At 72.8% G+C, this 23058-nt stretch carries 22 protein-coding genes and 1 tRNA gene; 10 read left to right on the plus strand and 13 right to left on the minus strand.

Annotation, left to right across the window (positions count from 1 at the left end):
• Together MRBLML1_RS02970 and MRBLML1_RS02975 are read left to right on the plus strand one after the other, a co-directional pair.
• Positions 1 to 924 (plus strand): hypothetical protein, encoded by a 924-nt coding sequence (locus MRBLML1_RS02970; protein WP_364511151.1) that lies wholly within the window; start codon positions 1 to 3, stop codon positions 922 to 924.
• Positions 921 to 2258, plus strand: a complete 1338-nt coding sequence (locus MRBLML1_RS02975; protein WP_364511154.1) for a hypothetical protein — start codon at positions 921 to 923, stop codon at positions 2256 to 2258. Before MRBLML1_RS02970 ends, MRBLML1_RS02975 begins: the two co-directional genes overlap by 4 nt.
• Here the strand turns inward: MRBLML1_RS02975 and MRBLML1_RS02980 are convergent.
• On the minus strand, positions 2240 to 3562 hold the full coding sequence (locus MRBLML1_RS02980; RefSeq protein WP_364511157.1) for an acyltransferase family protein: 1323 nt from the start codon (positions 3560 to 3562) through the stop codon (positions 2240 to 2242). The genes MRBLML1_RS02975 and MRBLML1_RS02980 overlap by 19 nt on opposite strands.
• 160 nt (positions 3563 to 3722) lie before the next feature.
• Between MRBLML1_RS02980 and MRBLML1_RS02985 the strand changes: the two genes are divergently transcribed.
• From MRBLML1_RS02985 to MRBLML1_RS03000, 4 genes are read left to right on the plus strand one after another with little or no spacing between them, the layout of a single operon-like run.
• Positions 3723 to 4721 (plus strand): AurF N-oxygenase family protein, encoded by a 999-nt coding sequence (locus tag MRBLML1_RS02985; protein WP_364511160.1) that lies wholly within the window; start codon positions 3723 to 3725, stop codon positions 4719 to 4721.
• Positions 4722 to 4733: 12 nt separating this feature from the next.
• On the plus strand, positions 4734 to 6407 hold the full coding sequence (locus tag MRBLML1_RS02990) for an FAD-dependent oxidoreductase (RefSeq protein ID WP_364511163.1): 1674 nt from the start codon (positions 4734 to 4736) through the stop codon (positions 6405 to 6407).
• A gap of 20 nt (positions 6408 to 6427) precedes the next feature.
• Positions 6428 to 7141, plus strand: a complete 714-nt coding sequence (locus MRBLML1_RS02995; RefSeq protein ID WP_364511166.1) for a TetR/AcrR family transcriptional regulator — start codon at positions 6428 to 6430, stop codon at positions 7139 to 7141.
• The gene (locus MRBLML1_RS03000) at positions 7138 to 8598 is read left to right on the plus strand and encodes a flavin-containing monooxygenase (protein WP_364511169.1); all 1461 of its coding nucleotides are present in this window, start codon (positions 7138 to 7140) and stop codon (positions 8596 to 8598) included. The genes MRBLML1_RS02995 and MRBLML1_RS03000 overlap by 4 nt, the downstream gene beginning before the upstream one ends.
• On the opposite strand, the gene MRBLML1_RS03005 is transcribed toward MRBLML1_RS03000, so the two are convergent.
• From MRBLML1_RS03005 to MRBLML1_RS03020, 4 genes are read right to left on the minus strand one after another with little or no spacing between them, the layout of a single operon-like run.
• Positions 8595 to 9572, minus strand: coding sequence for a zinc-binding dehydrogenase (locus MRBLML1_RS03005; RefSeq protein WP_364511172.1), 978 nt, complete (start codon positions 9570 to 9572; stop codon positions 8595 to 8597). The genes MRBLML1_RS03000 and MRBLML1_RS03005 overlap by 4 nt on opposite strands.
• Before the next feature lie 36 nt (positions 9573 to 9608).
• Positions 9609 to 9938 (minus strand): MerR family transcriptional regulator, encoded by a 330-nt coding sequence (locus tag MRBLML1_RS03010; protein ID WP_364511174.1) that lies wholly within the window; start codon positions 9936 to 9938, stop codon positions 9609 to 9611.
• Positions 9939 to 9942: 4 nt separating this feature from the next.
• The gene (locus tag MRBLML1_RS03015) at positions 9943 to 11343 is read right to left on the minus strand and encodes a vWA domain-containing protein (protein ID WP_364511177.1); all 1401 of its coding nucleotides are present in this window, start codon (positions 11341 to 11343) and stop codon (positions 9943 to 9945) included.
• A 1-nt stretch (position 11344) separates the two neighbouring features.
• Positions 11345 to 12223, minus strand: a complete 879-nt coding sequence (locus MRBLML1_RS03020; protein WP_364511180.1) for an AAA family ATPase — start codon at positions 12221 to 12223, stop codon at positions 11345 to 11347.
• 145 nt (positions 12224 to 12368) lie between these two features.
• Here MRBLML1_RS03020 and MRBLML1_RS03025 point away from each other — a divergent pair, with 145 nt between their 5' ends.
• Positions 12369 to 12731 carry a hypothetical protein gene (locus tag MRBLML1_RS03025; RefSeq protein WP_364511182.1) on the plus strand — a complete coding sequence of 121 codons (363 nt, stop codon included), beginning with the start codon at positions 12369 to 12371 and terminating at the stop codon, positions 12729 to 12731.
• 4 nt (positions 12732 to 12735) lie between these two features.
• Here the strand turns inward: MRBLML1_RS03025 and MRBLML1_RS03030 are convergent, their stop codons facing one another.
• The 4 genes from MRBLML1_RS03030 to MRBLML1_RS03045 all read right to left on the minus strand — a co-directional run bounded on the left by MRBLML1_RS03030 (position 12736) and on the right by MRBLML1_RS03045 (position 15399).
• Positions 12736 to 13623, minus strand: a complete 888-nt coding sequence (locus tag MRBLML1_RS03030) for an alpha/beta hydrolase (RefSeq protein ID WP_364511185.1) — start codon at positions 13621 to 13623, stop codon at positions 12736 to 12738.
• A gap of 95 nt (positions 13624 to 13718) precedes the next feature.
• Positions 13719 to 13808, minus strand: a tRNA-Ser gene (locus MRBLML1_RS03035).
• Between the two features lie 57 nt (positions 13809 to 13865).
• Positions 13866 to 14588 (minus strand): hypothetical protein, encoded by a 723-nt coding sequence (locus MRBLML1_RS03040; RefSeq protein WP_364511188.1) that lies wholly within the window; start codon positions 14586 to 14588, stop codon positions 13866 to 13868.
• 124 nt (positions 14589 to 14712) lie between these two features.
• On the minus strand, positions 14713 to 15399 hold the full coding sequence (locus MRBLML1_RS03045; protein ID WP_364511191.1) for a hypothetical protein: 687 nt from the start codon (positions 15397 to 15399) through the stop codon (positions 14713 to 14715).
• 172 nt (positions 15400 to 15571) lie between these two features.
• On the opposite strand from MRBLML1_RS03045, the gene MRBLML1_RS03050 reads away from it, so the two are divergent.
• From MRBLML1_RS03050 to MRBLML1_RS03060, 3 genes are all read left to right on the plus strand, one after another.
• Complete coding sequence (locus MRBLML1_RS03050; RefSeq protein ID WP_364511194.1) at positions 15572 to 16774, plus strand: GAF domain-containing protein; 1203 nt, start codon at positions 15572 to 15574, stop codon at positions 16772 to 16774.
• 126 nt (positions 16775 to 16900) lie between these two features.
• Positions 16901 to 18424, plus strand: coding sequence for an aldehyde dehydrogenase family protein (locus MRBLML1_RS03055; RefSeq protein WP_364511196.1), 1524 nt, complete (start codon positions 16901 to 16903; stop codon positions 18422 to 18424).
• Between the two features lie 83 nt (positions 18425 to 18507).
• Positions 18508 to 18888 (plus strand): DUF779 domain-containing protein, encoded by a 381-nt coding sequence (locus MRBLML1_RS03060; RefSeq protein WP_364511199.1) that lies wholly within the window; start codon positions 18508 to 18510, stop codon positions 18886 to 18888.
• Between the two features lie 83 nt (positions 18889 to 18971).
• Here MRBLML1_RS03060 and MRBLML1_RS03065 read toward each other — a convergent pair whose 3' ends face one another.
• The 4 genes from MRBLML1_RS03065 to MRBLML1_RS03080 are packed head-to-tail and all read right to left on the minus strand — an operon-like array spanning position 18972 to position 22971.
• Positions 18972 to 19820 (minus strand): alpha/beta hydrolase, encoded by an 849-nt coding sequence (locus tag MRBLML1_RS03065; RefSeq protein WP_364511202.1) that lies wholly within the window; start codon positions 19818 to 19820, stop codon positions 18972 to 18974.
• Entirely contained in the window at positions 19817 to 20092 is a 276-nt protein-coding gene (locus tag MRBLML1_RS03070; protein ID WP_364511205.1) for a hypothetical protein, read from the minus strand. The genes MRBLML1_RS03065 and MRBLML1_RS03070 overlap by 4 nt, the downstream gene beginning before the upstream one ends.
• Before the next feature lie 10 nt (positions 20093 to 20102).
• Entirely contained in the window at positions 20103 to 21803 is a 1701-nt protein-coding gene (locus MRBLML1_RS03075; protein ID WP_364511208.1) for a sodium:solute symporter family protein, read from the minus strand.
• A 10-nt stretch (positions 21804 to 21813) separates the two neighbouring features.
• Positions 21814 to 22971, minus strand: a complete 1158-nt coding sequence (locus MRBLML1_RS03080) for an ROK family protein (protein WP_364511211.1) — start codon at positions 22969 to 22971, stop codon at positions 21814 to 21816.
• Positions 22972 to 23058: the final 87 nt, after the last annotated feature.

Below are 23058 nucleotides of genomic sequence, written 5' to 3' on the forward strand. Positions count from 1 at the left end.
GTGCCGACCATCGACCTGACCCACGTGGCCGTCCGCGAGCCCCGGCACGCCCTCGACGCCGCCCCGCGACGGCTCGGGCTGACCCTGACCGAGCTGCAGCACGCGGCGAGCCTCGCGGGCGGTGCGCCACTGCCCTTCGAGGTCGCGGCGCCGGCGGCGGTCGACACGATCCAGTCCCGGCTCGGGCAGAGCCCGGCGGCGACCGACGACCAGGCCTACCGGGCGGCCGTCGCCTCGTTGCACGACCCCGCCGACGCGCTGGAGCGTCGCGGCCTGCTGACCGACGGTGTCCTCGACCCCGGCCTGGCCGGCGCGATCGGCCTGCTCGCCGCGCCCCGCACCGCGCTCGACGTCGACCTGCGGATGGCCGGCGTGCAGGCCAAGGTCTGGCAGCGCCAGGACGACGCCGCGGTCGCCTCGCTCGCGACCGTCGACGGCATCGTCTTCGAGATCGGCTGGTTCGCCACCGACGCCTGGGCCGGCGAGCTGGCCCGGGTCGCCGCGATCTCGGAGGACGTCACGCTCGGCACCTCCACCGTCCCGTCGTACGCCGACCTGCCGTTCGAGCTCGCCGACGCCGCCGCCGAGGCGACCCGGGTCGGCCGCGGCGACCTGCTGCCCGTGCTCGCCGCGCGGCACGGCGGCGCCGTGCTCGGCCCTGACGGCGTGCTGCCCGACGACGCGGTCGCCCGCCTGCTGACGGCGCTCGCCAGCGAGGCGCAGGGCCGGCTGCGCGCGCTCGTCGCCGACGTCTCCGGCACCGAGGTCGACACCGTCGGCGTCGTCTCCTGGACCCTGCTCGCCGACGGCTGGCGGGCCCTGCGCCCGCACCAGCAGGACGGCGTGCCCCGGCTGGAGATCCGGGCGGTGGAGCCCGCCGACCTGGCCGCCGTGGTGGCCCCGGTGCTGGAGGGAGCGCGATGACCGACCAGCAGAGCCCACGGCCGCTGAGCGCCGTCGAGTCCGCCGACCTGGCCGACAAGTACGACCAGATGATGCGGCTCGCCGACCTCTTCGACGACGCCGGCGCGCAGATGCGCGACTGGGCCCAGCTGGGCCAGCAGGTGCTCACCGACCCCGAGGTGGTCGCCTCCACCCCGCTCTCGCCGGGCACCTGGACGACGGCCGAGGAGGAGCTGCGCGCCGCGACGACCGGCAAGGACGGCCTGCTCGGGCGCTCGATCGAGCTCGACGCCGACGCGCTCGTGCTGCGCGCCACCGTGCTGACCTACCGCTGGATCGACGAGCTGCAGGCGGCGGCGTACCAGACCCTGGGCTCGATCGCCGGCAAGGCGATCGGCTACCTCGCCCCGCAGGTCAGCCTCGGCGGCGCGATCGTGGCGGCCGGGCTGATCGAGACCGACGCACTCGACCGCGACGGGGTCGCGGCCTACCTCAACGAGCTGGCCGAGGCCAACCCCGAGCTGATGGAGCACGTCACCACCGGCGGCGGCCTGCTCGACAGCCTGCAGATGCGCGAGCTGCTCACCGGTGGCCTGCGCGGCGGTGACGCCGGCCGGCAGGCCCGGGCAGGCGGGCTGCGCGCCACCGGCATCGCACCGCTCGGCGACGACTGGGGCTCCGCGCTGCGCGACGTCGCGGTCGACCTGCCCAGCCCGGCCCCGGAGACCGAGCCGGTCGCCGGCGAGGAGGAGGGCGGCGCGCCCACCGGCCTCGCCGACCTGATGACCCTGCTCAGCGGCGGCGCCGACGGCGACCCGGTCCGGATCCTGCGGGTCGGGCCCGGCCGCCTCCTCGCCTTCCTGTCCGGTACGACGGCGCCCCCGCCTGCCGCGGGCCGGCTCCGACTGGTCTCGGGCGACGCGTCGGGCCGGGCCGCCGCCGTGGTCCGCGCCCTGGGCGCCGCGGCCGCCGAGCACGACGGCGAGACCCGGGTGATGCTGGTCGGGCGGGGCAGCGGCGGCGCCGCGGCCCTCGACATCGCCACCCGCACCGACCTGCCGGGCTTCGCCGTCGACCAGGTGGTGACCGCCAGCGCACCCGCGGCCCAGCTGCCCGCCCTGCCCGGCGACGTCCGGGTGCTCTCGCTGGAGGACCGCAGCGACCCGGTGGCCCTGCTCGGCTCGTTGATCAACGCGGCGACCGCCAACCGCCTCACCGTCGTCTACGACGCGGGCGCCGAGCCCGGCGTGCCCGCCCTCGTGGCGGGGGGCCGCGCCGCCGACCGGGCCGACCACCCGGAGCTGCGGGCGGCGCTGGACCGCTGGCGGGAGCAGGGCTACCTCCGCTCGGCCTGACCGGGCGGCCGGACGATCCCGCCGAGCACGCAGGCGGCGACCGGCACCAGCGGCAGGTACCACAGGATCGCGCCGTCCTTGGCGATCCCGAGCGCGGCGAGCGCACCCAGACCGGCGCACACGCCGAGCACCGCGAGCACGGGGCGCAGCACCGGCGGCGCCGGCCGCGGGTCGGGTGCCGGGGACTCGAAGCGGCCCACGAGCGCGACCGCGCCGGCGGTGAGCAGGGCGAGGACGGCGAAGGCGAGCGGCCGGGTCGCCCACCAGCCGCCGGTGTCGGGCCGGCCGTGCAGGCCGAGCCCGCCGAGCGCCATCGAGCCGGCGACGAGCACGCCGAGCATGGTGAGGTGCCACAGGTAGATGCTCATGATCCGGCCGTTCACCAGCACCGTCGCCAGCCAGACCCGGCGGTGCGCGACGAGGCGGCGCAGCAGCGGCTCCAGGGTGAGCACCACGCCCGCCTGCAGCAGCCCGAGGAAGGCCTGGGTGACCCGAGTCGGGTAGGCGTTGTCGATCTCGTCGGTGCTCAGGCCGACCATCGACACGGCGTAGGGGCCGTGCACGGTGAGCACCCAGAGCACGCCGAGCCCGACGGCGACGAGCGCCAGTCGCCGCGCGGTGGACGCGAGCCGGCCGTCGAGCCAGGCGTAGCCGAGCAGGTGCACGGTGCTCCACACGACGACGTAGTTGAGGAAGCCCACCGCGAGCAGGTCGCCGCGCACGCTCACCAGGTCGACGAGCCCGCCGAGCGCCAGGCCGGCGCCGAGCGCCCACCAGCCGAGGCGCTCCCAGGCGAGCAGCGTGAGCGGGGCGAGCGCCACCACCACGACGTACGCCGCGAGGAACCAGGTCGGCACCAGGGACGCTCGGCTGGCGATCCGGAGCAGGTCCGGGTCGGCACCGAGCGCGTGCGCGGCGGGCGCCAGCACCGCCCAGAACGCCATCAGCGGGAGCACCGGCAGCACCAGCCGGCGCAGGCGCGCGCGCAGCCAGCCGGCGTACGGCGTGCCGCGGCGGCGGGCCGAGCGCCAGGACAGCCCGTTGGCATAGCCGCCGACGAGGAAGAAGACCGGCATCACCTGGAGCACCCAGGTCAGCGGGTGGGTCCAGCTGGCGAGGTCGAGCAGGTCGGCCCGGTGCAGGCCGCCGTCGCGGTCGACGTACACGGCGGCCATCAGCCAGTGGCCCAGCACGACCACGAGGATCGCCGCCGCGCGGAGCAGGTCGACGACCCGGTTGCGGTCCTCGGGAGTGGCGTCGGCGAGGGCGGCGGCGCGGGGCAGGAGCCCGGTTGCGGAGGTCATGGAGCGATCCTCGTCACGCTCCGGGCGCGGCACCCGGGCCCTTGTACTCAAATCCTTGACGAGTTGCTTGACAAAACGGGGGGCAATGTATGCAACATTGTGTTGCGCTAACACGGCGCACGCTCCCGCTTTCGATGATGAAACGGATCGAGGAAGAAACATGACCGCCACCGCTGACCGCGCCGCCGAGACCCTCCCGGACACCGAGGGCCTGAGCTTCCAGGACACGCTCAACGTCCTGTCCGAGGCCTCCGTGCACCAGCACTTCGACGCCTTCCTCGACATCGCGTGGGACTCCCCCGAGTTCGCCGTCGACCCGGACGACCCGCGCTGGGTGCTGCCGAAGCTCGACCCGCTCGGCGCGACCGAGTGGTACCAGTCGCTCCCGCTGGAGCGTCAGCTCGAGATCGGCCGCTACCGCTATGCCAACATCATGAAGGTCGGCCTGCAGTTCGAGCAGGTCCTCATCGGCGGCGTGATGAGCCACCTCATCGGGATGGGCAACAACCGCGCGGAGTTCCGCTACTCCACGCACGAGGTGACCGAGGAGTGTCACCACACCCAGATGTTCCAGGAGGCCGTCAACCGGATCGGCGTCGACGTCCACGGCGGCCCGAAGTGGTTCGTCAAGGTCGCGCCCTTCCTGTGCCTGGCCGGCGGCCCGCTCACCAACGTGTTCTTCATCGGCATCCTCGCCGGTGAGGAGCCGATCGACTACCTGCAGAAGATGCTGCTCCGCTCGGGTCACGAGCTGCACCCGATCGTCGAGCGCGTGATGCAGATCCACGTCGCCGAGGAGGCCCGCCACATCAGCTTCGCCCACTCCTACCTGGTGGAGCGCTCGAAGGACTACGGCCGCGCCCAGCGCTTCGGCCTGTCGCTGGCCTACCCGGTCATCATGCGGGTGCTGTGCGACGTGATCATGAAGCCGAGCCGCCAGATGCAGAAGGAGCTCGGCATCCCGCGCTCGGTCATGCGCGAGGTCTACTGGCGCAGCCCGCAGTCGGAGAAGCTGCTGCGCGACACCTTCGGCGACGTGCGCATGCTCGCCGACGAGCTCGGCCTGATGAACGTCGTCTCGCGCCGGATCTGGAGCGCGCTGGGCATCAAGGGCACCTCGTCGCGCTTCCGCAGCGAGCCCAAGTCCGCCGCGGTCTGACCCGGACACCACATGGCCTACGTCGTCACGCAGTCCTGCTGTGCCGACGCCTCGTGCGTCGTCGCCTGCCCGGTCAACTGCATCCACCCGGCTCCCGGTGAGCCCGGATTCGGCAGCACCGAGATGGTGTACGTCGACGCCGACAGCTGCGTCGGCTGCGGCGCCTGCGCCACCGCCTGCCCGGTGGGTGCGCTGGTCCCGGACGCGGCGCTGACGACCAAGCAGCTGCCCTTCCTCGAGCTCAACGCGGCCTACTACGACGCGTTCCCGCACACCGACCGCACGCCGCTCGCGCTGGTGCCGCAGCAGCGCCGGCTCACCCGCACCGGCCCGTTCCGGGTCGCGGTGATCGGCGCGGGGCCGGCCGGGCTCTACACGGCCGACGAGCTGCTGAAGCACCCCGAGGTCGAGGGGGTCGACGTCTACGACCGGCTGCGCACGCCGTACGGGCTGGTGCGGCACGGCGTCGCACCGGACCACGCCTCCACCAAGCTGGTCACCCGGCTGTTCGAGGCGATCGAGCGGCAGCCGCGGTTCCGCTACTTCCTCGGCGCCACGATCGGTGACCAGCTGACCCTGGCCGACCTGCGTGAGCGCTACCACGCCGTCGTCTACGCCGTCGGCGCCTCCGCCGACCGCGCGCTCGGCATCCCCGGCGAGGACCTGGCCGGCTCGGTGCCGGCGACGGCGCTGGTCGGCTGGTACAACGGCCACCCCGAGCAGCAGGACCTCGACGTCCCGCTCGCCCACGAGCGGGCCGTGGTCGTCGGCAACGGCAACGTCGCCCTCGACGTGGCCCGGATCCTCACCCGCGACCTCGCGGTCCTCGAGCGCACCGACCTGGCGCCCGGCCCGCTGGACCAGCTGCGCGCCAGCAGCCTGCGCGAGGTCGTGGTGCTCGGCCGGCGCGGTCCGGCCCAGGCGGCGTTCACGGTGCCCGAGCTGATCGGCCTGGCCGCGCTCGACGACGTCGACGTGCTCGTCGACTGCGACCCGGCGCTGCTGACCGGCGAGGACCAGCGCAGCCAGCTGCTGCGCGACCTCGCCGCGCGCACGCCCTCCGGTGACCCGCAGCGGCGCCGGATCGTGCTCTCCTTCGCGGTCTCCCCCGTCGAGGTGCTCGGCACTGACGGCCGGGTCAGCGGTGTCCGCGTCGCCCGCAACGAGCTCGTCACCGACGCCGACGGCACGGTCCGCGCGGTCGCCACCGACGAGACCTCCGTCCTCGACGCCGGGCTGGTCGTGCGCTCGGTCGGCCACCGCGGCCTGCCCGTGGCGGACCTGCCCTTCGACGAGCGCAGCGCGACCGTCCCGAACCACCAGGGCCGCGTCGAGCCGGGCGTCTACGTCGTGGGCTGGATCAAGCGCGGGCCGGTCGGGTTCATCGGCACCAACAAGACCGACGCGCAGGAGACCGTCGAGACGATCCTCGACGACCTCGACGCCGGGCTGCCCGAGCCCACCGGCACGCTGGCCTCCGCCGCGACGCTGGTGCGCGAGCGCTGCCCCGACGCCACCGACCTCGGCGGCTGGCAGCGTCTCGACGCCGCCGAGCGCGAGCAGGGCGCCGCCGTCAGCCGTCCGCGGGCCAAGGTCACCGACCCGGCCCTCCAGCGCTCGCTCGCCGCACCGCCCGTCACGCGCCGTCGCGGCCTGCTTCGGCGTACCGTGTCGCTCACGTCGTGACCACCCGAGGAGGTGTCGCCGTGAGCTCGCCGAAGCGGGACACCACCGACGGCCGCAAGCGGCGGTGGCAGGAGCACAACGCCGCGCGCCGTCAGGCGATCATCGATGCCGCGATCGTCGTGCTCACCCGCGACATCGAGCCCGGCGAGGAGCTCGCGGTCCAGCAGATCGCCGACGAGGCATCGGTACACCGCACCGTGCTCTACCGCTACTTCGACGACCGCACCGACCTCGACCTCGCCATCCAGCGCGAGATCTGCCTGCGGGCCGGCGAGGTGCTGCTGTCCTCGGTGACCCTGGAGGGCACGCCGCGCGAGATCGTGCAGCGCATCGTGGCGTCGTACGTCGGCTGGGTGGTCGAGAACACCAGCCTGATGAGGTACGCCGAGCGCGACGTCCCCGGCGCCACCGCGAAGCCGCTCGACGAGGCCATCTCGCAGATCGCCGAGCAGATCGAGCTCGTCATCGGTGGCTTCATCGCCGTCCTCGACATCGAGATCACCGAGGACGACCGCGACTCGCTGACCCCGTGGGTCTTCCTGCTGGTCGGCGGCGTGACCGCCGGCGTGCGCAGCTGGATGTCGCGCGACGCGCTGCGCCCGTCCGCCCCCGTCTTCACCGACCTGCTGGCCGAGGTGACCTGGCTCCAGATCGAGGCCCTGGCAGGGACCCGCAACATCGAGGTGCCCGACATCCCCGTCGAGCAGCTCCTCACCATGAAGGAAGCACCATGAGCGACACCACCCCCGAGCACCTCGACGTCCTCATCGTCGGTGCCGGCCTCTCGGGCATCGACGCGGCCTACCACGTCGGCAAGACCTTCCCGGACCGCTCCTACGCGATCCTGGAGATGCGCGACGCCCTCGGTGGCACCTGGGACCTGTTCCGCTACCCCGGCATCCGCTCGGACTCCGACATGTACACCCTCGGCTTCGGGTGGAAGCCGTGGAAGGGCAAGAAGGCCATCGCCGACGGCGCCGACATCCGCGCCTACCTGCAGGAGGCGGCGCGCGAGAACGGCATCGACGAGAACATCCGCTACCTCCACAAGGTGGTCAAGGCGGACTTCTCCACCGAGGACGCCCGCTGGCGGGTGAGCGTCGAGCGCACCGACACCGGTGAGACCACCGAGCTGACGGCCGACTTCCTGTGGTCCACCTCGGGCTACTACCGCTACGACGAGGGCTTCACCCCCGACTTCGCGGGCCTCGACGACTTCAAGGGCCAGCTGGTCCACCCGCAGCACTGGCCCGAGGACCTCGACTACCAGGGCAAGCGGATCGTGGTCATCGGCTCCGGCGCCACCGCCGTGACGCTGATCCCCTCGCTCGCCGACTCCGGCGCCGGTCACGTCACGATGCTGCAGCGCACGCCGACGTTCATCGTCCCGCAGCCGCTGACCGACCCGATCTCCTACCGGATGCTGCAGACGCTGCCCGACAAGCTCGCCAGCAAGCTGGTCCGTGGCCGCTACCTCGCGCTCACCATCGGCTTCTACGAGTTCTGCCGCGCCCGCCCCAAGGAGGCCCGCAAGCTGATCCGGGCGATGTCCGAGCGGCGCCTGCCCAAGGACGTCTCGTACGACGAGCACTTCACCCCGCCGTACGACCCCTGGGACCAGCGGCTGTGCGTCGTGCCCCGCGGCGACCTCTTCAAGGCGCTGCGCAAGCACACCGTCGACATGGTCACCGACCACATCGACCGGTTCACCGAGAAGGGCATCCTGCTGAAGTCCGGCCGCGAGCTGGAGGCGGACATCGTCATCACCGCCACCGGCCTCAACCTCCAGGTCTTCGGCGGCGCCCAGCTCGCCGTCGACGGCGCCGAGGTCAAGCTGCCCGACACCATGGCCTACAAGGGCATGATGCTCAGCGGCATCCCGAACTTCGCGTTCATCGTCGGCTACACCAACGCCTCCTGGACGCTCAAGGCGGACCTGGTCTGCGGCTACATCGTCCGGGTCATGGAGCACATGGCGAAGAGCGGCGCCCGGACCGTCGTGCCCAAGCGGGACCCGGCGGTCGCCGAGGAGCCCTTCCTCGACTTCGAGGCGGGCTACGTCATGCGCTCGATCAACCAGTTCCCCAAGCAGGGCGACGTCGAGCCGTGGCGGCTGAAGATGAACTACTTCAAGGACCTGAAGGTGTTCGGCAAGCCGGTCGACGACCCGGCGCTGGAGTACAGCCGCTAGGCCCACGGGTCGAGCGCGTGCTTGCCGCGGGTCTCCCCCGCGGCGAGCCGCGCCAGCACCCGCGGCCCGTCCGCCAGCGGGTGCACCTCGGGCGTGCCCGGCGGGACCACCCCGTCGGCGACGAGCTGCCGCAGCTCGGCCAGCAGGGGCTGCCACAGCTCCGGTACGCCGGCCAGCGCGCCCACGTGCAGGCCGATCACCTGCACGGGGTGGGTGTGCACGAGGTCGTGCGTGCTGACGGTGGCGTCGCCCGAGGCGGCGCCGTAGACGACCACCCGGCCGGTGAAGGGCCGGGCCAGCGCCAGGCTGGCCGCGAAGGTGGTGCGGCCGACGGACTCCAGCACCACGTCCACCCCACCCGTACGACAGCGCACCTCCTCGGCGAGGTCGGGGCGCCTGCCGTCGAGCACCACCTCGGCACCGAGCGCCGCGACGGCGTCGTGCTTGGCGGGTGACGCGGTCGCGACCACCCGGGCGCCGAGGTGCCGCGCGAGCCGGACCGCCGCCTGCCCGACCCCGCCCGCCGCAGCGTGCACGAGCACGGTCTCGCCGGCCCGCACCCGCCCGAGCGTGCGCAGCGCGGCCAGCGCGGTGGCGGTGTTGAGCACGAGACCGAGCGCCTCGGCGTCGCTCCACCCGGCCGGCACCGGCAGCACTGTGGCCGCCGGCATCACCAGGTGCTCGGCGAAGGCACCCGGGCCGGTCCCGATCACGTGCGTCCCGACCGGGAGCTGGTCCACGACGTCGGGGCCCACCGCGACGACCTCGCCGGCCGCCTCGAAGCCCGCCACGTAGGGCGGGACCGGCCCGCCGCCGTACCGGCCGCGGGACTGGAGGACGTCGGCGAAGTTCACCCCGGCGGCGCCGACCCGGACCAGGTACTCGCCCGGTCCGGCGACCGGGCGCGGGTGGTCGGTGAGGGCGAGGTCGCCGGGGCCGTCGTAGGAGTGCTGGACGAGGGCGCGCATGCTCATGCGAGGGACGCTAGGAGCCTGCCACTTGCGGCAGGGTCAAGCGCCGGCGTCGCGCAGGTAGGCGTCGAGTGCCTCGCGCTGGTCGCTCAGCGTGGTGATCCGGGCGTCCAGGCGGTCGCGGAAGCGTCGTACCTCCTCCAGGAAGGCGGGGTCCGGACCGTCCTCGGCAAGCACCTCGCGGATCAGCCGCACCGGCAGGCCCGACTCCAGCAGCGAGCGGATCGCCAGCACCCGGTCGACCGTCGAGGGGCAGTAGTCGCGGAACCCGTTGCCGCAGCGGCCCGGGACGATCAGGCCCTCGTCCTCGTAGTGCCGCAGCGAGCGCACGCTGACGCCGCTGACCCGGGCCGCCTCGCCGATCCGCACGGTCTCACCAGGCCAGGTCGTGGACGAACTCGCTGAGCTGGGCGAGGTTGCGGCACTCGATCATCGGCACGATGTCAGCGTACGTCGGGGCCGCGGAGTCACCGGTCCCCCAGTTGCGGGTGTGCTCGGGGTTGAGCCAGAAGGAGCGTCGTACCGAGCCCGCGAGGCGACGCAGCGTCTCCTCGTGCAGGTCGCTGTAGTTGGAGCGGGCGTCGCCGAGGATCAGCAGCGTGGTCTTGGGGGTGAGCGCGTCGGCGTGCAGCTCGTCGAACTTGGTGAACGCCCGGCCGTAGTTGGTGCGACCCCACAGCGCGGCATGGCTGGCGCTCGCCGACAGGTCGGCCAGCACGTCCACCGGGTCGGCACCGGGCCGGAAGTGCGGGGTCACCTCGTGCACGTGGTCGATGAAGGTGAAGGCCCGCATGGACTGGAAGACCTCGCGCAGCGCGAAGACGAAGAGCAGGGTGAAGGAGGCGAAGTTGGCGACCGAGCCGCTGACGTCGCACAGCACCACGAGGTCCGAGCGGTGCGGCCGCTTGGGCCGGTGGTGGGTGGTGATCGGCACGCCGCCGGTGGCGATCGAGGCCCGCACCGTACGACGGAAGTCCAGCGGCGCCGTCCGCGCGTGCCGCGAGTGCTGCTCCTTCGCCAGCCGGGTCGCGAGCCGCCGCGCCAGCGGGAAGATCTCCTTGCGCATCTCGTCGAGGTCGGTGCGCCGCGCGGCCATGAAGGCGAGCTTGTCGATGCTGGGCCGGATCGCGACCTCCGCGACGTGGTCGGGCCCCTTCTCCTCCGCGATCCGCCGCCGGGCGTCGTCCTCGACCATTTGGGTGAACGAGCCGATCCGGCGGTTGGCCCGGCGGGTGGCCTCCTCCTCGCCGACGCTCTCGCTCATCAGCCCGGCGACCAGGCGGTCCACCAGCTCCTGCGGCGCGACCCGCTGCAACGCCGTGTACGCCGACCAGGACGACAGCCCCGGACCGCGGCCGGGCATCGCGCCGAACGTGCCGACCATCTCCGCCGCCATCCGGCGCAGCTCGGCCTCGTCGATCTCGCCGGCCTCCAGCTGCTCGGCCAGCCGGTCGCGGAAGTCGGCCAGCGCCGTGGCGTTGTCGCGGACCTGCGCCGGTTGCTCCTCGCCGTCGCCCTCGCCCGCCGCGCCCTCGCCCACCATCGCGGGGAAGTAGACGTCGAAGAGCGCGTCGAAGGTCGTGCGCTGCGACTGCTTCTTGACCATCGTCGCGGCGAACGCGTCGCGCACGGTGGCGCGGTCGGTCCAGTGCAGCGCGGACAGCGCGGCCACCGCGTCCAGGTCCTCGGCGAGGGAGACGGACAGCCCGGCTCCCCGCAGCGCCTCGACGAACGCGAGGTGGCGGTCCAGGAGGCCGGAGCGGTCGGCGTTCATCTCATCGCGTCCGGTGGAGCTTGAGCTCCTTGATCGCACGCTCGTGGTCGGACTGGTGCTTGAGGACCGCGCCCAGGGTGCGGACGACGGCCTGGTCGTCGAGGTCGCGGATCTCCAGCGCGATCAGGGTGCGGGCCCAGTCGACCGACTCCGCGATCGACGGCGCCTTCTTCAGGTCCAGCTCGCGCATCCGGGCCACGGTGTCCACGAGCTGGCCGGCGATCCGGTCGTCGAGGCCGGGCACCTGCTGCTGCAGGATCTGCCGCTCGCGGGCGGCGTCCGGGTAGTCGATGTGCAGGTAGAGGCAGCGCCGCTTGACCGCCTCCGAGAGCTCGCGGCTCGCGTTGGAGGTCAGCACGACGTACGGGCGCCGGGTGGCGGCCACCGTGCCGAGCTCGGGGATGGTGACCTGGAAGTCGCTGAGCACCTCCAGCAGCAGGCCCTCCACCTCGATGTCGGTCTTGTCGACCTCGTCGATCAGCAGCACCGTCGGCTGCTCGCGGCGGATCGCCGTCAGCAGCGGCCGGGTGAGCAGGAACTCCTCGGTGAAGATGTCGTCGTGCGTGGCGTTCCAGTCCTGTCCGCCTCCCGCGGCGTTGGCGGCCTGGATGCGCAGCAGCTGCTTCTTGTAGTTCCACTCGTAGAGCGCCCGGGCCTCGTCGAGGCCCTCGTAGCACTGCAGGCGCACCAGCTCGGCGCCCGTCGCCCGCGACACGGCCTTGGCCAGCTCGGTCTTGCCGACGCCCGCCGGGCCCTCCAGCAGGAGCGGCTTCTCCAGCGCTCCCGCGAGGTACGTCGTGGTGGCCGTCGCCGCGTCGGCGAGGTAGCCCGCCGCGCCCAGCCGCTGGGCGGTGTCGGTCGGTGAGTCGAACCAGGTCATGGACCCATCCTGCCCGCCCGCGGGCCGCCGCGGTGACGGGCCTGTCCTAGATCACATCAATGGGTCGTGACCCGGACCCGGCCGCTTCGTTGAGTTCGGCAGGGACACGCACCATCCGGGACACGATCAACAGGGGGGACGCACGATGTCGGTCACCGCTGCTCCCGCCGCGTGGGTCCGGGTCGCGGTGCACTCGTTCCGCACCGCCACCACGGTCGCCGGGCTCACCCTGCTCCTCGGCTTCGGCGCGCTCGGCGCCGCCACGGAGCCCACCCCCACCGCGCCCTCGGAGAGCGTCGGCCTGTCCGCCGGCCCGCTCGAGGACCTCATGCAGCACAACCGCTGCTCGGTGACCGGCTTCGACCGCACCGTCGTGCCGAGCCAAGCCATCGTGCGCACCCCCGAGGGCGAGACCGAGCTGGTCTCCTTCGACCGTGGCTGGGCGGTGTTCAGCGGCGAGGTCGCCGGTGAGCTGGTCGCCGTCTGCCTCGGCCCGAAGCGGGCCTGACGGCTCAGCGGCCCAGCGCCTCGCCCGCGAAGCGCAGCACCCGCGGCGCGATCCGCCGCCAGTAGCCGCTGTCGTGGTCACCTCGCTCGAACCCGCCGCTCGGCGCGTCCCGGAACTCCTCGACGTAGTCCCGGGTGGTCGCGTAGAACGGGTCGCCCTTGCCGCAGTCGACCCGGACGGCGATCCCCGCCAGGTCGTCCTGCCGGCCCAGCACGGTGGTGCGGCGGAAGTCGGCGGCGTCGTCGTACGCGCCGGGGGCGGTGTCGTCGTAGGTGTGCCACAGGGCGGGTGACATCGCGGCCACCGCCCGCACCCTGCTCCCGCCGAGCACGCCGGCGAGGTGCAGCGCCCCGAAGCCGCCCATCGACCAGCCGGTGAGCGCCAGCCGGGTCGTGTCGAGCCCCTGCCGGTCCAGCCGCGGCAGGAGCTCCTCGACCACCATCGTCTCGGCGCGGTCCCCGCTCGCGCGGTCGTGCCAGTAGGTCTCGCCACCGTCGACGCTGGCGACCGCGAACGGCGGCACGCCCCGTCGTACGGCGTCGGCGAGGAAGCGGTCGAGCGCCAGGCGGCTCCGCCGGAACGCCGCCGTGTGGTCCTGCCGCCGGCCGTGCAGCGCGAGCAGCACGGGCAGCCCGGCGGTCGCACCCGCCGGCGCGGCCAGCGCCCACCCGACCCGCTTGCCGCGGGCGGCGGAGCGGAAGGCGCCGTAGCGCACCCGCGCCGGCTCGACGTCCGGTACGACGCCGTCGGGTCCGTCGGCGCCGAGGTGGTGGTAGAGCGAGGCCTTGCCGGGCAGCACCTCGAGCTCGACGCCGGCCAGCGCGGCACCTCCGGCGACGGCGGCGACGGAGCCGCCGAGGAGGAGCCGGCGGCGGGTGAGGGCGGAGGTCACGAAGGCAACGACGCGGAAGGCCCCCGATCGGTTGGCACGCCGGGTGCCGGACACCGAGAAGCCCCCGCCGGGACGAGCTCGACGGGGGCTTCTGCTGGCGGTGGCGGAGGGATTTGAACCCTCGGTGGACTTGCGCCCACAAACGCTTTCGAGGCGTTCTCCTTAGGCCGCTCGGACACGCCACCGCCGGAGAGATTACCGGAGGGTGACGGACGGCCGAAATCCGGCCGCCCGTCACCGACTCAGCGGTTGGCGCGGCCGACGACCGGGCGGCCGGGGACCTGGGCGAGGCCGGTGGTGCTGCCGGTCGTGGAGAAGACCGCGGAGACCTCGCCGCCGTAGAGGTAGGAGCCGCTGCCGGCCTCGCTGACGACGACCTGGACGGTGTGCGCCCCCTTGGCGACCGGTACGACGAGGGTGATCGAGCCGGTCGCGCCGGCACCGATGTCGTAGTAGGCCAGGGTGCGGCGGGAGTCGAGGACCTTGCCGTCGATGCGCAGGTTGTAGTTGAGCTGGCCCTGGCCGCCGAGGTCGAAGTCGTCCTCGGCGTACAGCGTCCCGGTGACGGCGAGGAAGCCGTTGGCGGGCGTGGTGAGCGACCTGGAGACCACCGGCGTCCAGTCGCCGGCGACGAAGTTGTCGGTCTGGTCCTTGTTCATCGCGCCCCAGACGGAGGCCTCGTCGGCGATGTCGACGTTGGTCAGCGAGCCGTTGGCGACGTCCGCGCCGGTGAGGGAGCCGTTGAGGACGTCGGCGCCGAGCAGGCCGTTGTTCTTGATGTCGACCGAGCCGAGCGAGCCGTTCTTGATGTCGGCACCGGTGACGGTCTCGTTCTTGATCTGCTTGCCGGTGATCAGCGCACCGGCGACGGCACCGCCGGTCGAGCCCAGCAGCAGGGCGGCCACCAAGATGGCGAGGGCGATGGGGGAGATGCGGCCGAAGCGGCCGCGCTCGGAACTGGGCATGACGGATCTCCTCGGGAGAGGGAGTTGGGAGCACTCCACACGAGCGATGTGGAGTGCTCCCGACGCTGACACGCAGCGTTGCCGCCTGCGGGTGATTGCGAGAATCTTTACCCGCGACAGCCCGTCAGCGGTTGGCCGTGCGCGGGTGCGCGGTGCGGCCGGCGACCAGGGCGAGCCCGCTGGAGCTGCCGGTCGGCGTGTACACCGCGCTCACCTCGCCGCCGTACAGGAAGGTGCCGGAGCCCTGCTCCTTGGCGACGAGCTGGACGGTGTGCCCACCCGCCGCGACCGGTACGACGATCGTGGCCGCGCCGTTGTCGCCCGCACCCGGGTCGGCGAAGCTCAGGAGCTTCCGGGCGTCGACGACCTTGCCGTCGATGCGCAGGCCGTAGGCGAGACGGCCGGTGCCGGCGAGGCTGAAGTCGTCCTCGGCGTACAGCGTGCCGGTGATGGTGAGGTAGCCGGCGCGGCCGGTGGCGAGCGCCTTCGACACCACCGGCGTCCAGGTGGTGGTGGTGAAGTTGTCGGTCTGCACCTTGGTCGCTGCTCCCCACGCGACGGGCTCGTCGGCGATGTCGAGGTGGGTGAGCGAGCCGTCGCGGACGTCGGCACCGAGCAGGCCGTTGTTCTGGATGTCGACGCTGCCGAGCGTGCCGTTCCTGATGTCGGCACCGGTGACGGACTCGTTCTTGATCTGCTTGCCGGTGATCAGCGCACCGGCGACGGCGCCGCCGGTCGAGCCGAACAGCAGGGCGACCACCACGAGGGCGAGCGCGACGGGCGAGAGGCGGGGCTTGGGGATGCTGGGCATTGCTGTCTCCTTCGGGGGATGGGACCTTCCCCGGTCGGAGCGGCGAGGCACCCCGCCTGATACGTCGAGCCGCGAAATTCTTCGGATGCAACCTCGTTGCAACCTTCCGTGGGCATCGTCGGGACGACGAGAGACGCTGGTCACACGGGGGACGACGATGTCTACTGGACTCATGACGCAGGAGCCCGCGCCGCAGCGGATGCGGGCGGAGGTCGCCGCGTCCTGGGAGCGCTCGGCCGCGGCCGGCGTCGAGGTCGAGCAGGGCTCGGCCCCGCTGACGGTGGACCTCTCGGCGCTGCACGGCCACCGCGAGGCCCACCCGCTCGCGCGGGTGCTGCCGCTGCTCGACGACGTGCTCGGCCGCGAGGTCCGCGACTGCGGCGCGGTGATGGCGCTGGCGGACGCGGAGGGCACCCTGCTGTGGGTGTCCGGTACGACGGACCGGCTCCGCCACGCCGAGCGGATCGGCTTCGTGGAGGGCAGCAACTGGGACGAGCGGCTGGCCGGCACCAACGCGCCGGGGCTCGCCCTCGCCACCGGCAGGGACGCCTTCATCACCCGCGAAGAGCACTTCCGCGAGTCCGTGCGCACGTGGAGCTGCGCCGCGACGCCGATCCACGACCCGGGCACCAGCCAGCTCCTCGGCGTGCTCGACGTGACCGGCGGCGACCAGCTCGTCGTACCGCAGACGATGGCGATGGTCCGCGCCGCCGCCCGCCTGGCGGAGGCCGAGCTGGCCCGCCACCTGCCCCCGCCGGTGCACGAGCGGCCCAGCGGGCTGCGCCTGCTGCTGGAGCTGCTCGGCCACAACGAGGCCCTGCTGACGATCGACGACGGCCGCGGCCGTCTCAACCGGCTGCGGCTCTCCCGCCGCCACAGCGAGATCGTCGCCCTGCTGGCCTCCTCCCCCGCCGGCCTCACCGGCGACGAGCTGGCCGTGCTGCTCTACGAGGAGGACGGCGGCACGTCCACGCTGCGCGCCGAGCTCAACCGGCTGCGCGGGCTGCTGGGCGAGGAGCTGCTGGCCTCACGCCCCTACCGGCTCACCGCCCCGATCGCCGGCGACTGGCTCGCCGTCGAGGCCCAGCTCGCCGCCGGCGACCTCCGCGCCGCCATGAAGGGGTACGGCGGACCGGTGCTCCCGCGCTCGAGCGCGCCGGGCGTCGTACGCCTCCGGGAGGGGCTGGCCGCCTCGCTGCGCCAGGCGCTGCTCCGCTCCGGCGCGCCCGAGCTGATGTCGGCGTGGACCCGCTCGGGATGGGGTCGCGACGACTACGACATGTGGGTGGCCCAGCGCGCCGCGGTGCCGGCCGGTGCCCCGATGCGTGCGCTCGTCGAGGGCCAGATCGCTCGTCTGGACAGGGAATTGGCCTAGGCCTCGAGTCTCGCTGCGCTCGCACCTCGACCAGCGGGGAGCTCGCAACGAGGCCGCAACGTCGCGGCTCCTAGCGTCGTGATCGCCGTCACAGACCCGGCGGCCCGACCGACACCTGGAGCACCCATGACCGTCTACGCAGCACCCGGACAGCCCGACTCGCTCGTCTCCGTCGCGAGCCGCTACGGCCACTACATCGGCGGCCAGTGGGTCGATCCCGTGAAGGGCGGCTGGTTCGAGAACATCTCGCCCGTCAACGGCAAGGCCTTCACCGAGATCGCCCGCGGCACCGCGGAGGACGTCGAGGCCGCGCTCGACGCCGCGCACGCCGCCGCCCCGGCCTGGGGCCGCACCTCCACGACCGAGCGGTCCAACATCCTGCTCAAGATCGCCGACGTGATGGAGGCGCACCTGACCGAGATCGCGGTCGCCGAGACCTGGGAGAACGGCAAGCCGGTCCGCGAGACCCTGGCCGCCGACATCCCGCTCGCGATCGACCACTTCCGCTACTTCGCCGGCGCGCTGCGGGCCCAGGAGGGGTCCATCGGCGAGATCGACGAGAACACGATCGCCTACCACTTCCACGAGCCGCTCGGCGTCGTCGGCCAGATCATCCCGTGGAACTTCCCGATCCTGATGGCGGTGTGGAAGCTCGCCCCGGCGCTCGCGGCGGGCAACGCCGTCGTGCTGAAGCCGGCGGAGCAGACGCCGTGGTCGATCCTCAAGCTGGTCGAGCTGGTCGGCGACCTGCTGCCGGCCGGCGTGCTCAACGTGGTCAACGGCTTCGGCGTCGAGGCCGGCAAGCCGCTGGCGTCGAGCCCGCGGGTCGCGAAGGTCGCCTTCACCGGCGAGACCACGACGGGCCGGCTGATCATGCAGTACGCCAGCCAGAACATCATCCCGGTGACCCTGGAGCTCGGCGGCAAGAGCCCGAACATCTTCTTCGACTCGGTGGCCGCCGAGCGCGACGCGTTCTACGACAAGGCGCTGGAGGGCTTCGCGATGTTCGCCCTCAACCAGGGCGAGGTCTGCACCTGCCCCTCGCGGGCCCTGGTCCAGCGCAGCATCTACTCCGACTTCGTGCACGACGCCGTCAAGCGGGTGGAGGCGATCAAGCAGGGCAACCCGCTCGACGACACCACGATGATCGGGGCGCAGGCCTCGAACGACCAGCTCGAGAAGATCCTGTCCTACATCGAGATCGGCAAGGAGGAGGGCGCCAAGATCCTCACCGGCGGCGAGCGCAGCGTGCTCGACGGCGACCTCGCCGAGGGCTACTACGTCCAGCCCACCGTCTTCGAGGGCGACAACTCGATGCGGATCTTCCAGGAGGAGATCTTCGGCCCCGTCGTCTCGCTGACCGGCTTCGACGACGAGGCCGACGCCCTGAAGATCGCCAACGACACGCTCTACGGCCTCGGCGCCGGCGTGTGGTCGCGCGACGGCTCCCAGGCCTTCCGTGCCGGCAAGGAGATCCAGGCCGGCCGGGTGTGGACGAACAACTACCACGCCTACCCGGCGCACGCGGCCTTCGGCGGCTACAAGCAGTCGGGCATCGGCCGCGAGAACCACAAGATGATGCTGGACCACTACCAGCAGACGAAGAACCTGCTCGTGTCCTACAGCCCCGACGCCCTGGGCTTCTTCTGAGCCGACCCGGCTCCCGCCGCCGGGGACCGTATGAGGTCCCCGGCGGCGGGCATCGAGGCAGCACCGACCACCAGGAGGACCGCGTGGCCAGCAGGGTCGACGTCACCCCCGCGGCAGCCGAGCTGCTGCGCACCCTCACCGAGGCCCACGGCCCGGTGATGTTCCACCAGTCCGGCGGCTGCTGCGACGGGTCCGCGCCGATGTGCTACCCGGACGGCGACTTCCTGCTCGGCGACGCCGACGTGCACCTGGACGACCTGGACATCGGCCTGGACCGCGCCGTCCCGGTGTGGATGTCCAAGGCGCAGCACGAGTACTGGTCGCACACGCACCTGACCATCGACGTCGTCCAAGGCCGCGGCGCGGGCTTCTCGCTGGAGGCACCGCACGGCGTGCGCTTCCTGGTCAGGTCGCGCCTGCTGACCGAGGCGGACCTGACCGAGAGCGAGGAGGTGCCCGCATGATCGCCCGTGAGCTCACCCTCCTGGTGCGCGACCTCGCGCTCTGGGCCGCCGGCGTACGCCGAGCGCCCGCCCGCTGAGCCGGGTCAGGCCAGCGCGGCCGCGATCTCGCGCGCCACGCGACCCATGGTCGCCCGGGCCCGCACCGGGTCCTCGGTGAGGAAGTAGTGGTCCACGCCCGGCGTCACGTCGTGCCAGACCTCCACCCCGGCGGCGCGCAGCCGCTCGGCGTACCGGTCGCCGTCGGGGCGCAGGGTGTCGTGCTCCCCCGTCATCACCAGCGCCCGGGGCAGGCCGCGCAGGTCGGGGGCCAGCAGCGGTGAGGCGGCCGGCTCCGTGCGAGTCGCGGGGTCCGGGAAGTAGACCCGCCGCACCAGGTCGCGCAACGACGGCGAGATCGTCCCGGCCCCACGCGGCACCTCGCTCGCGACGTCGAGCGCGGGCACGCCCAGCACCTGCAGCCGCGGCACGAACGAGCCGGCGTCGCGCGCCTGCAGGCACACCGACGCGGCGAGCCCACCGCCGCTGGAGAAGCCGCCGACCGCGACCGGTGCCGTGCCCGCCACGGCGGCGGCGACGTCGTGGCACTGGTGCTGCGCGACCGGGTAGGCGACGTACGGCCCGGCGAGGAAGTCGACGTTGAGGACCCGCACGCTGGCCGCGGCGGCGACGTAGCGGCACCACCAGTCGTCCATGCCGGGGTGGCGCATCAGCCAGGCGCCGCCGTGGAAGTGGACGTACGCCGGCCCCTCGCCGGGTCCCGCGCCCGGGGCGTCGTACTCCCAGGCGGTGACCATGCCGTGGCGGGTGCCGACGCGGACCCTGCGTGGGCGCGGGAGTCCGCGCCCCGCGAAGCGCAGCTCGGCGCCGTAGCGGACGGTGAAGCGGGCGCTCGCGTGCAGGAGGCTCGCGCGCAGTCGGTCGGCCGGTCTCACACCCCGGGTTCGGAGCCGGAGCCCTGCGCGGATGCCGGCGGCTCGTCGACGACCGTCGGCCGCAGCATCGCCCAGCCCTGCAGGAGACCCGCGACGAGCAGGAGCCCGACACCCACCCACAGGTTGACGGCCGAGCCGTCGGTCACGCTGTCGGCCGTCCGGTCCGGCCCGAACAGCCCGGCCAGCACGAGGATCACCCCGAACAGGCCGATCAGCGCGGCGATGAAGGTCCGGACGTCGAACGCGCCCGCGGTGTGCTTCTGCTCTGCCATGTCGGTCACCTCACCAGAAGATGATGTTGAGGACGATCACGAGGACCAGCCCGATGCCGGCGAGGACGCTGGGCCGCTGGTACCAGGCCGGCTCGCCCTCGGTGTCGTCGTGGAAGTCCTGCTTGGGCGTGAGGCTGTAGACCAGCCCGCGCAGCTCGGCCTCGGGCTTGGGCCGGGTCACCAGGGTGACCGCGACGCTCACCGCGATGTCGACGACGAAGGCCGCGCCGGCGGCCACGAAGCTCGCGCCCTGGCCCTTGAGGTCGAGGACGCCGAGCGAGAGCGGGCCGAGCACGTCGGTGCCGAGCACCGCCACCACGATCGCCGCGAGCGTGCCGGAGACCAGGCCGGTCCAGCCCGCCGTGGGCGTCATCCGCTTCCAGAACATGCCGAGGATGAAGGTCGCGAAGAGCGGGGCGTTGAAGAAGCCGAACAGGGTCTGCAGGTAGTCCATGATGTTGGAGTACGACGAGGCGAAGATCGCCGTGCCGACCGCGACCACGGTCGCCCCGACCGTCGCCCAGCGCCCGACCGCGAGGTAGTAGCCGTCGGGCCGGTCCTTCTTGACGTAGGTCTGCCACAGGTCGTAGCTGAAGACCGTGTTGAAGGCGGAGATGTTGGCCGCCATGCCCGCCATGAACGAGGCGAGCAGGCCGGCGACCGCGAGCCCGAGCATGCCGTTGGGCAGCAGGTCGCGGATCAGGTAGATCAGCGAGTTGTTGTAGTCGAAGTCGCTGCCGGGGTCGGCCTTCGCCGCCGCGACCGGCGCCACCACGACGCCCGCGATCATGCCCGGCAGGATGACGATGAACGGGATGAACATCTTCGGGAAGGCACCGATGATCGGCGCCCGCTGCGCGGCGCTGATCGACTTCGAGGCCATCGCCCGCTGCACCTCGACGAAGTTGGTCGTCCAGTAGCCGAAGGACAGCACGAAGCCGAGGCCGAGCACCAGGCCGAGCACCGAGAGCACAGGGTTGCCGATCTCGGTGAGGTTCGTGCCCGGCCAGGACGAGAGCTGGTCGCCGCCACCGTCGGTGGCGCTGATGCGGTCCTTGAGGCCGGACCAGCCGCCGACCCGGTGCAGGCCCACGATCGTCAGCGGCGTCAGCGCGGCCACGATGACGAAGAACTGCAGCACCTCGTTGTAGATCGCGGCCGAGAGCCCACCGAGCGTGGTGTAGGTGAGCACGACCAGCGCGGCCACGATCAGCGAGACCCACAGCTGCCAGCCGAGGATGATCTCGACGATCTTGGCGAGCAGGTAGAGGTTGACGCCCGCGATCAGCAGCTGGGCGACCGCGAAGCTGCTGGCGTTGACCAGGTGGGCCGTGGGACCGAACCGGCGGAGCATGAACTCCGGCACCGAGCGGACCTTGGAGCCGTAGTAGAACGGCATCATCACCACGGCCAGGAAGAGCATGGCCGGGACCGCGCCGATCCAGAAGTAGTGCACCGTCGGGATGCCGTACTTCGCTCCGTTGGCGCTCATCCCGATGATCTCGACCGCGCCGAGGTTGGCCGAGATGAAGGCCAGCCCGGTCACCCACGCGGGCAGCGAGCGCCCGGAGAGGAAGAAGTCGAGGCTGTTGGAGACGGCGCGCCGCGCCATCACCCCGATGCCGAGCACGAACACGAAGTAGAGACCGATGACGACGTAGTCGACCCAGTTCGTGTCGAGCCGCAGGTCCGCCGCCCATGCCGAGATCATGCGCAGGAACTTACTCCTTCGCGGCGAGCAGTGCGTCGACCGCTGCCGGAGCGAGGACCGTGTCGAGCGCCAGGGCGGCGCAACCGACGAGCCCGGCCCGGTCGCCGTACGTCGACGGGAGGAACTGCAGCTCCCGGGTCGCCAGCGCGGAGGCCCGGGCGTAGACCGCCTCACGCACGCCGGCGGCGTAGACGTCGTAGGCCCCCGCCATGTCGCCGCCGAGCACCACGGCCTGCGGGTTGAGCAGGTTGATGGCGACGGCGAGCAGCTCGCCGAGCCGGCGCCCGCTCTCGCGCAGCAGCTGCTTGGCCTCGGCGTCGCCGTGGTGGGCCTGGGCGACGAGGTCGCGGACGTGGTCGACGGAGCGGCCCTCCTCGCGCAGCCGGGCGACGAGGGCCCAGCCGGCGGCGAGGGTCTCCAGGCAGCCGACGTCGCCGCAGCGGCAGGGCCGGCCGGCGGCCTCGGGGACCTTGGTGTGGCCGAGGTCGCCGGCGCCGCCGTGCGCGCCGCTGACGATGCGGCCGTCGGCGAGCACGCCGAGGCCGATGCCGGTGGAGGCCTTGACGACGAGCAGGTCGCGGATGGTGGTGGCGTGGCCGAGGTACTCCGAGCGGGCCAGGATGTCGGCGTCGTTGGCCAGGAACAGCGGCGCGTCCGCCACCCCCGCGAGGTACGGCGCGAGCGGCACCCCGTCCCAGCCGGCCATCACCGGCGTGTCCACGCTGACCCCCCGGTCGGGGTCGACGACGCCGGGCAGCGAGACGGCGGTGCCGAGCACGGGCGGCCGGCCGGGGGCGAGCAGCGCGCGCAGCTGCTCGGCGACGACGGGCATCACCTCGTCGGGCCCGGCACCGACCTCGTGGTCGACCGCGGAGGCCGACAGCTCGGTGCCGCCGAGGTCGAAGACGGCGACCTGGGAGCGGGAGCGGCCGATCGCGGCGGCGAGCACCACCCCGGCCTCGGTGTTCAGCACCAGGCTGCCGGGCGGGCGGCCGCCGGTGGAGGCGAGCTCGGCGCCGAGCCGGAGCAGGCCGGCGGCGGCGAGCGCGTTGACCCGGGCGACCACGGCGGTGCGGGAGAGCCCGGTGACGGTGCGCAGCTCGGACCGGGTGGACGCCCGGCCGCTGCGCAGCAGGGCGAGCAGGTCTCCCGCGGTCGCCGACTCCATGAGCGGAGTCTAAGCATCTCCACTTTGATCTGAAAAAGACCTAAGTAACGCTTCTCTCGCGCCCTCTTTGGCACTAGCGTTGTCTCG

Origin of the sequence: Nocardioides sp. LML1-1-1.1, assembly GCF_040676175.1 — a bacterium.
GTDB lineage: Bacteria > Actinomycetota > Actinomycetes > Propionibacteriales > Nocardioidaceae > Nocardioides.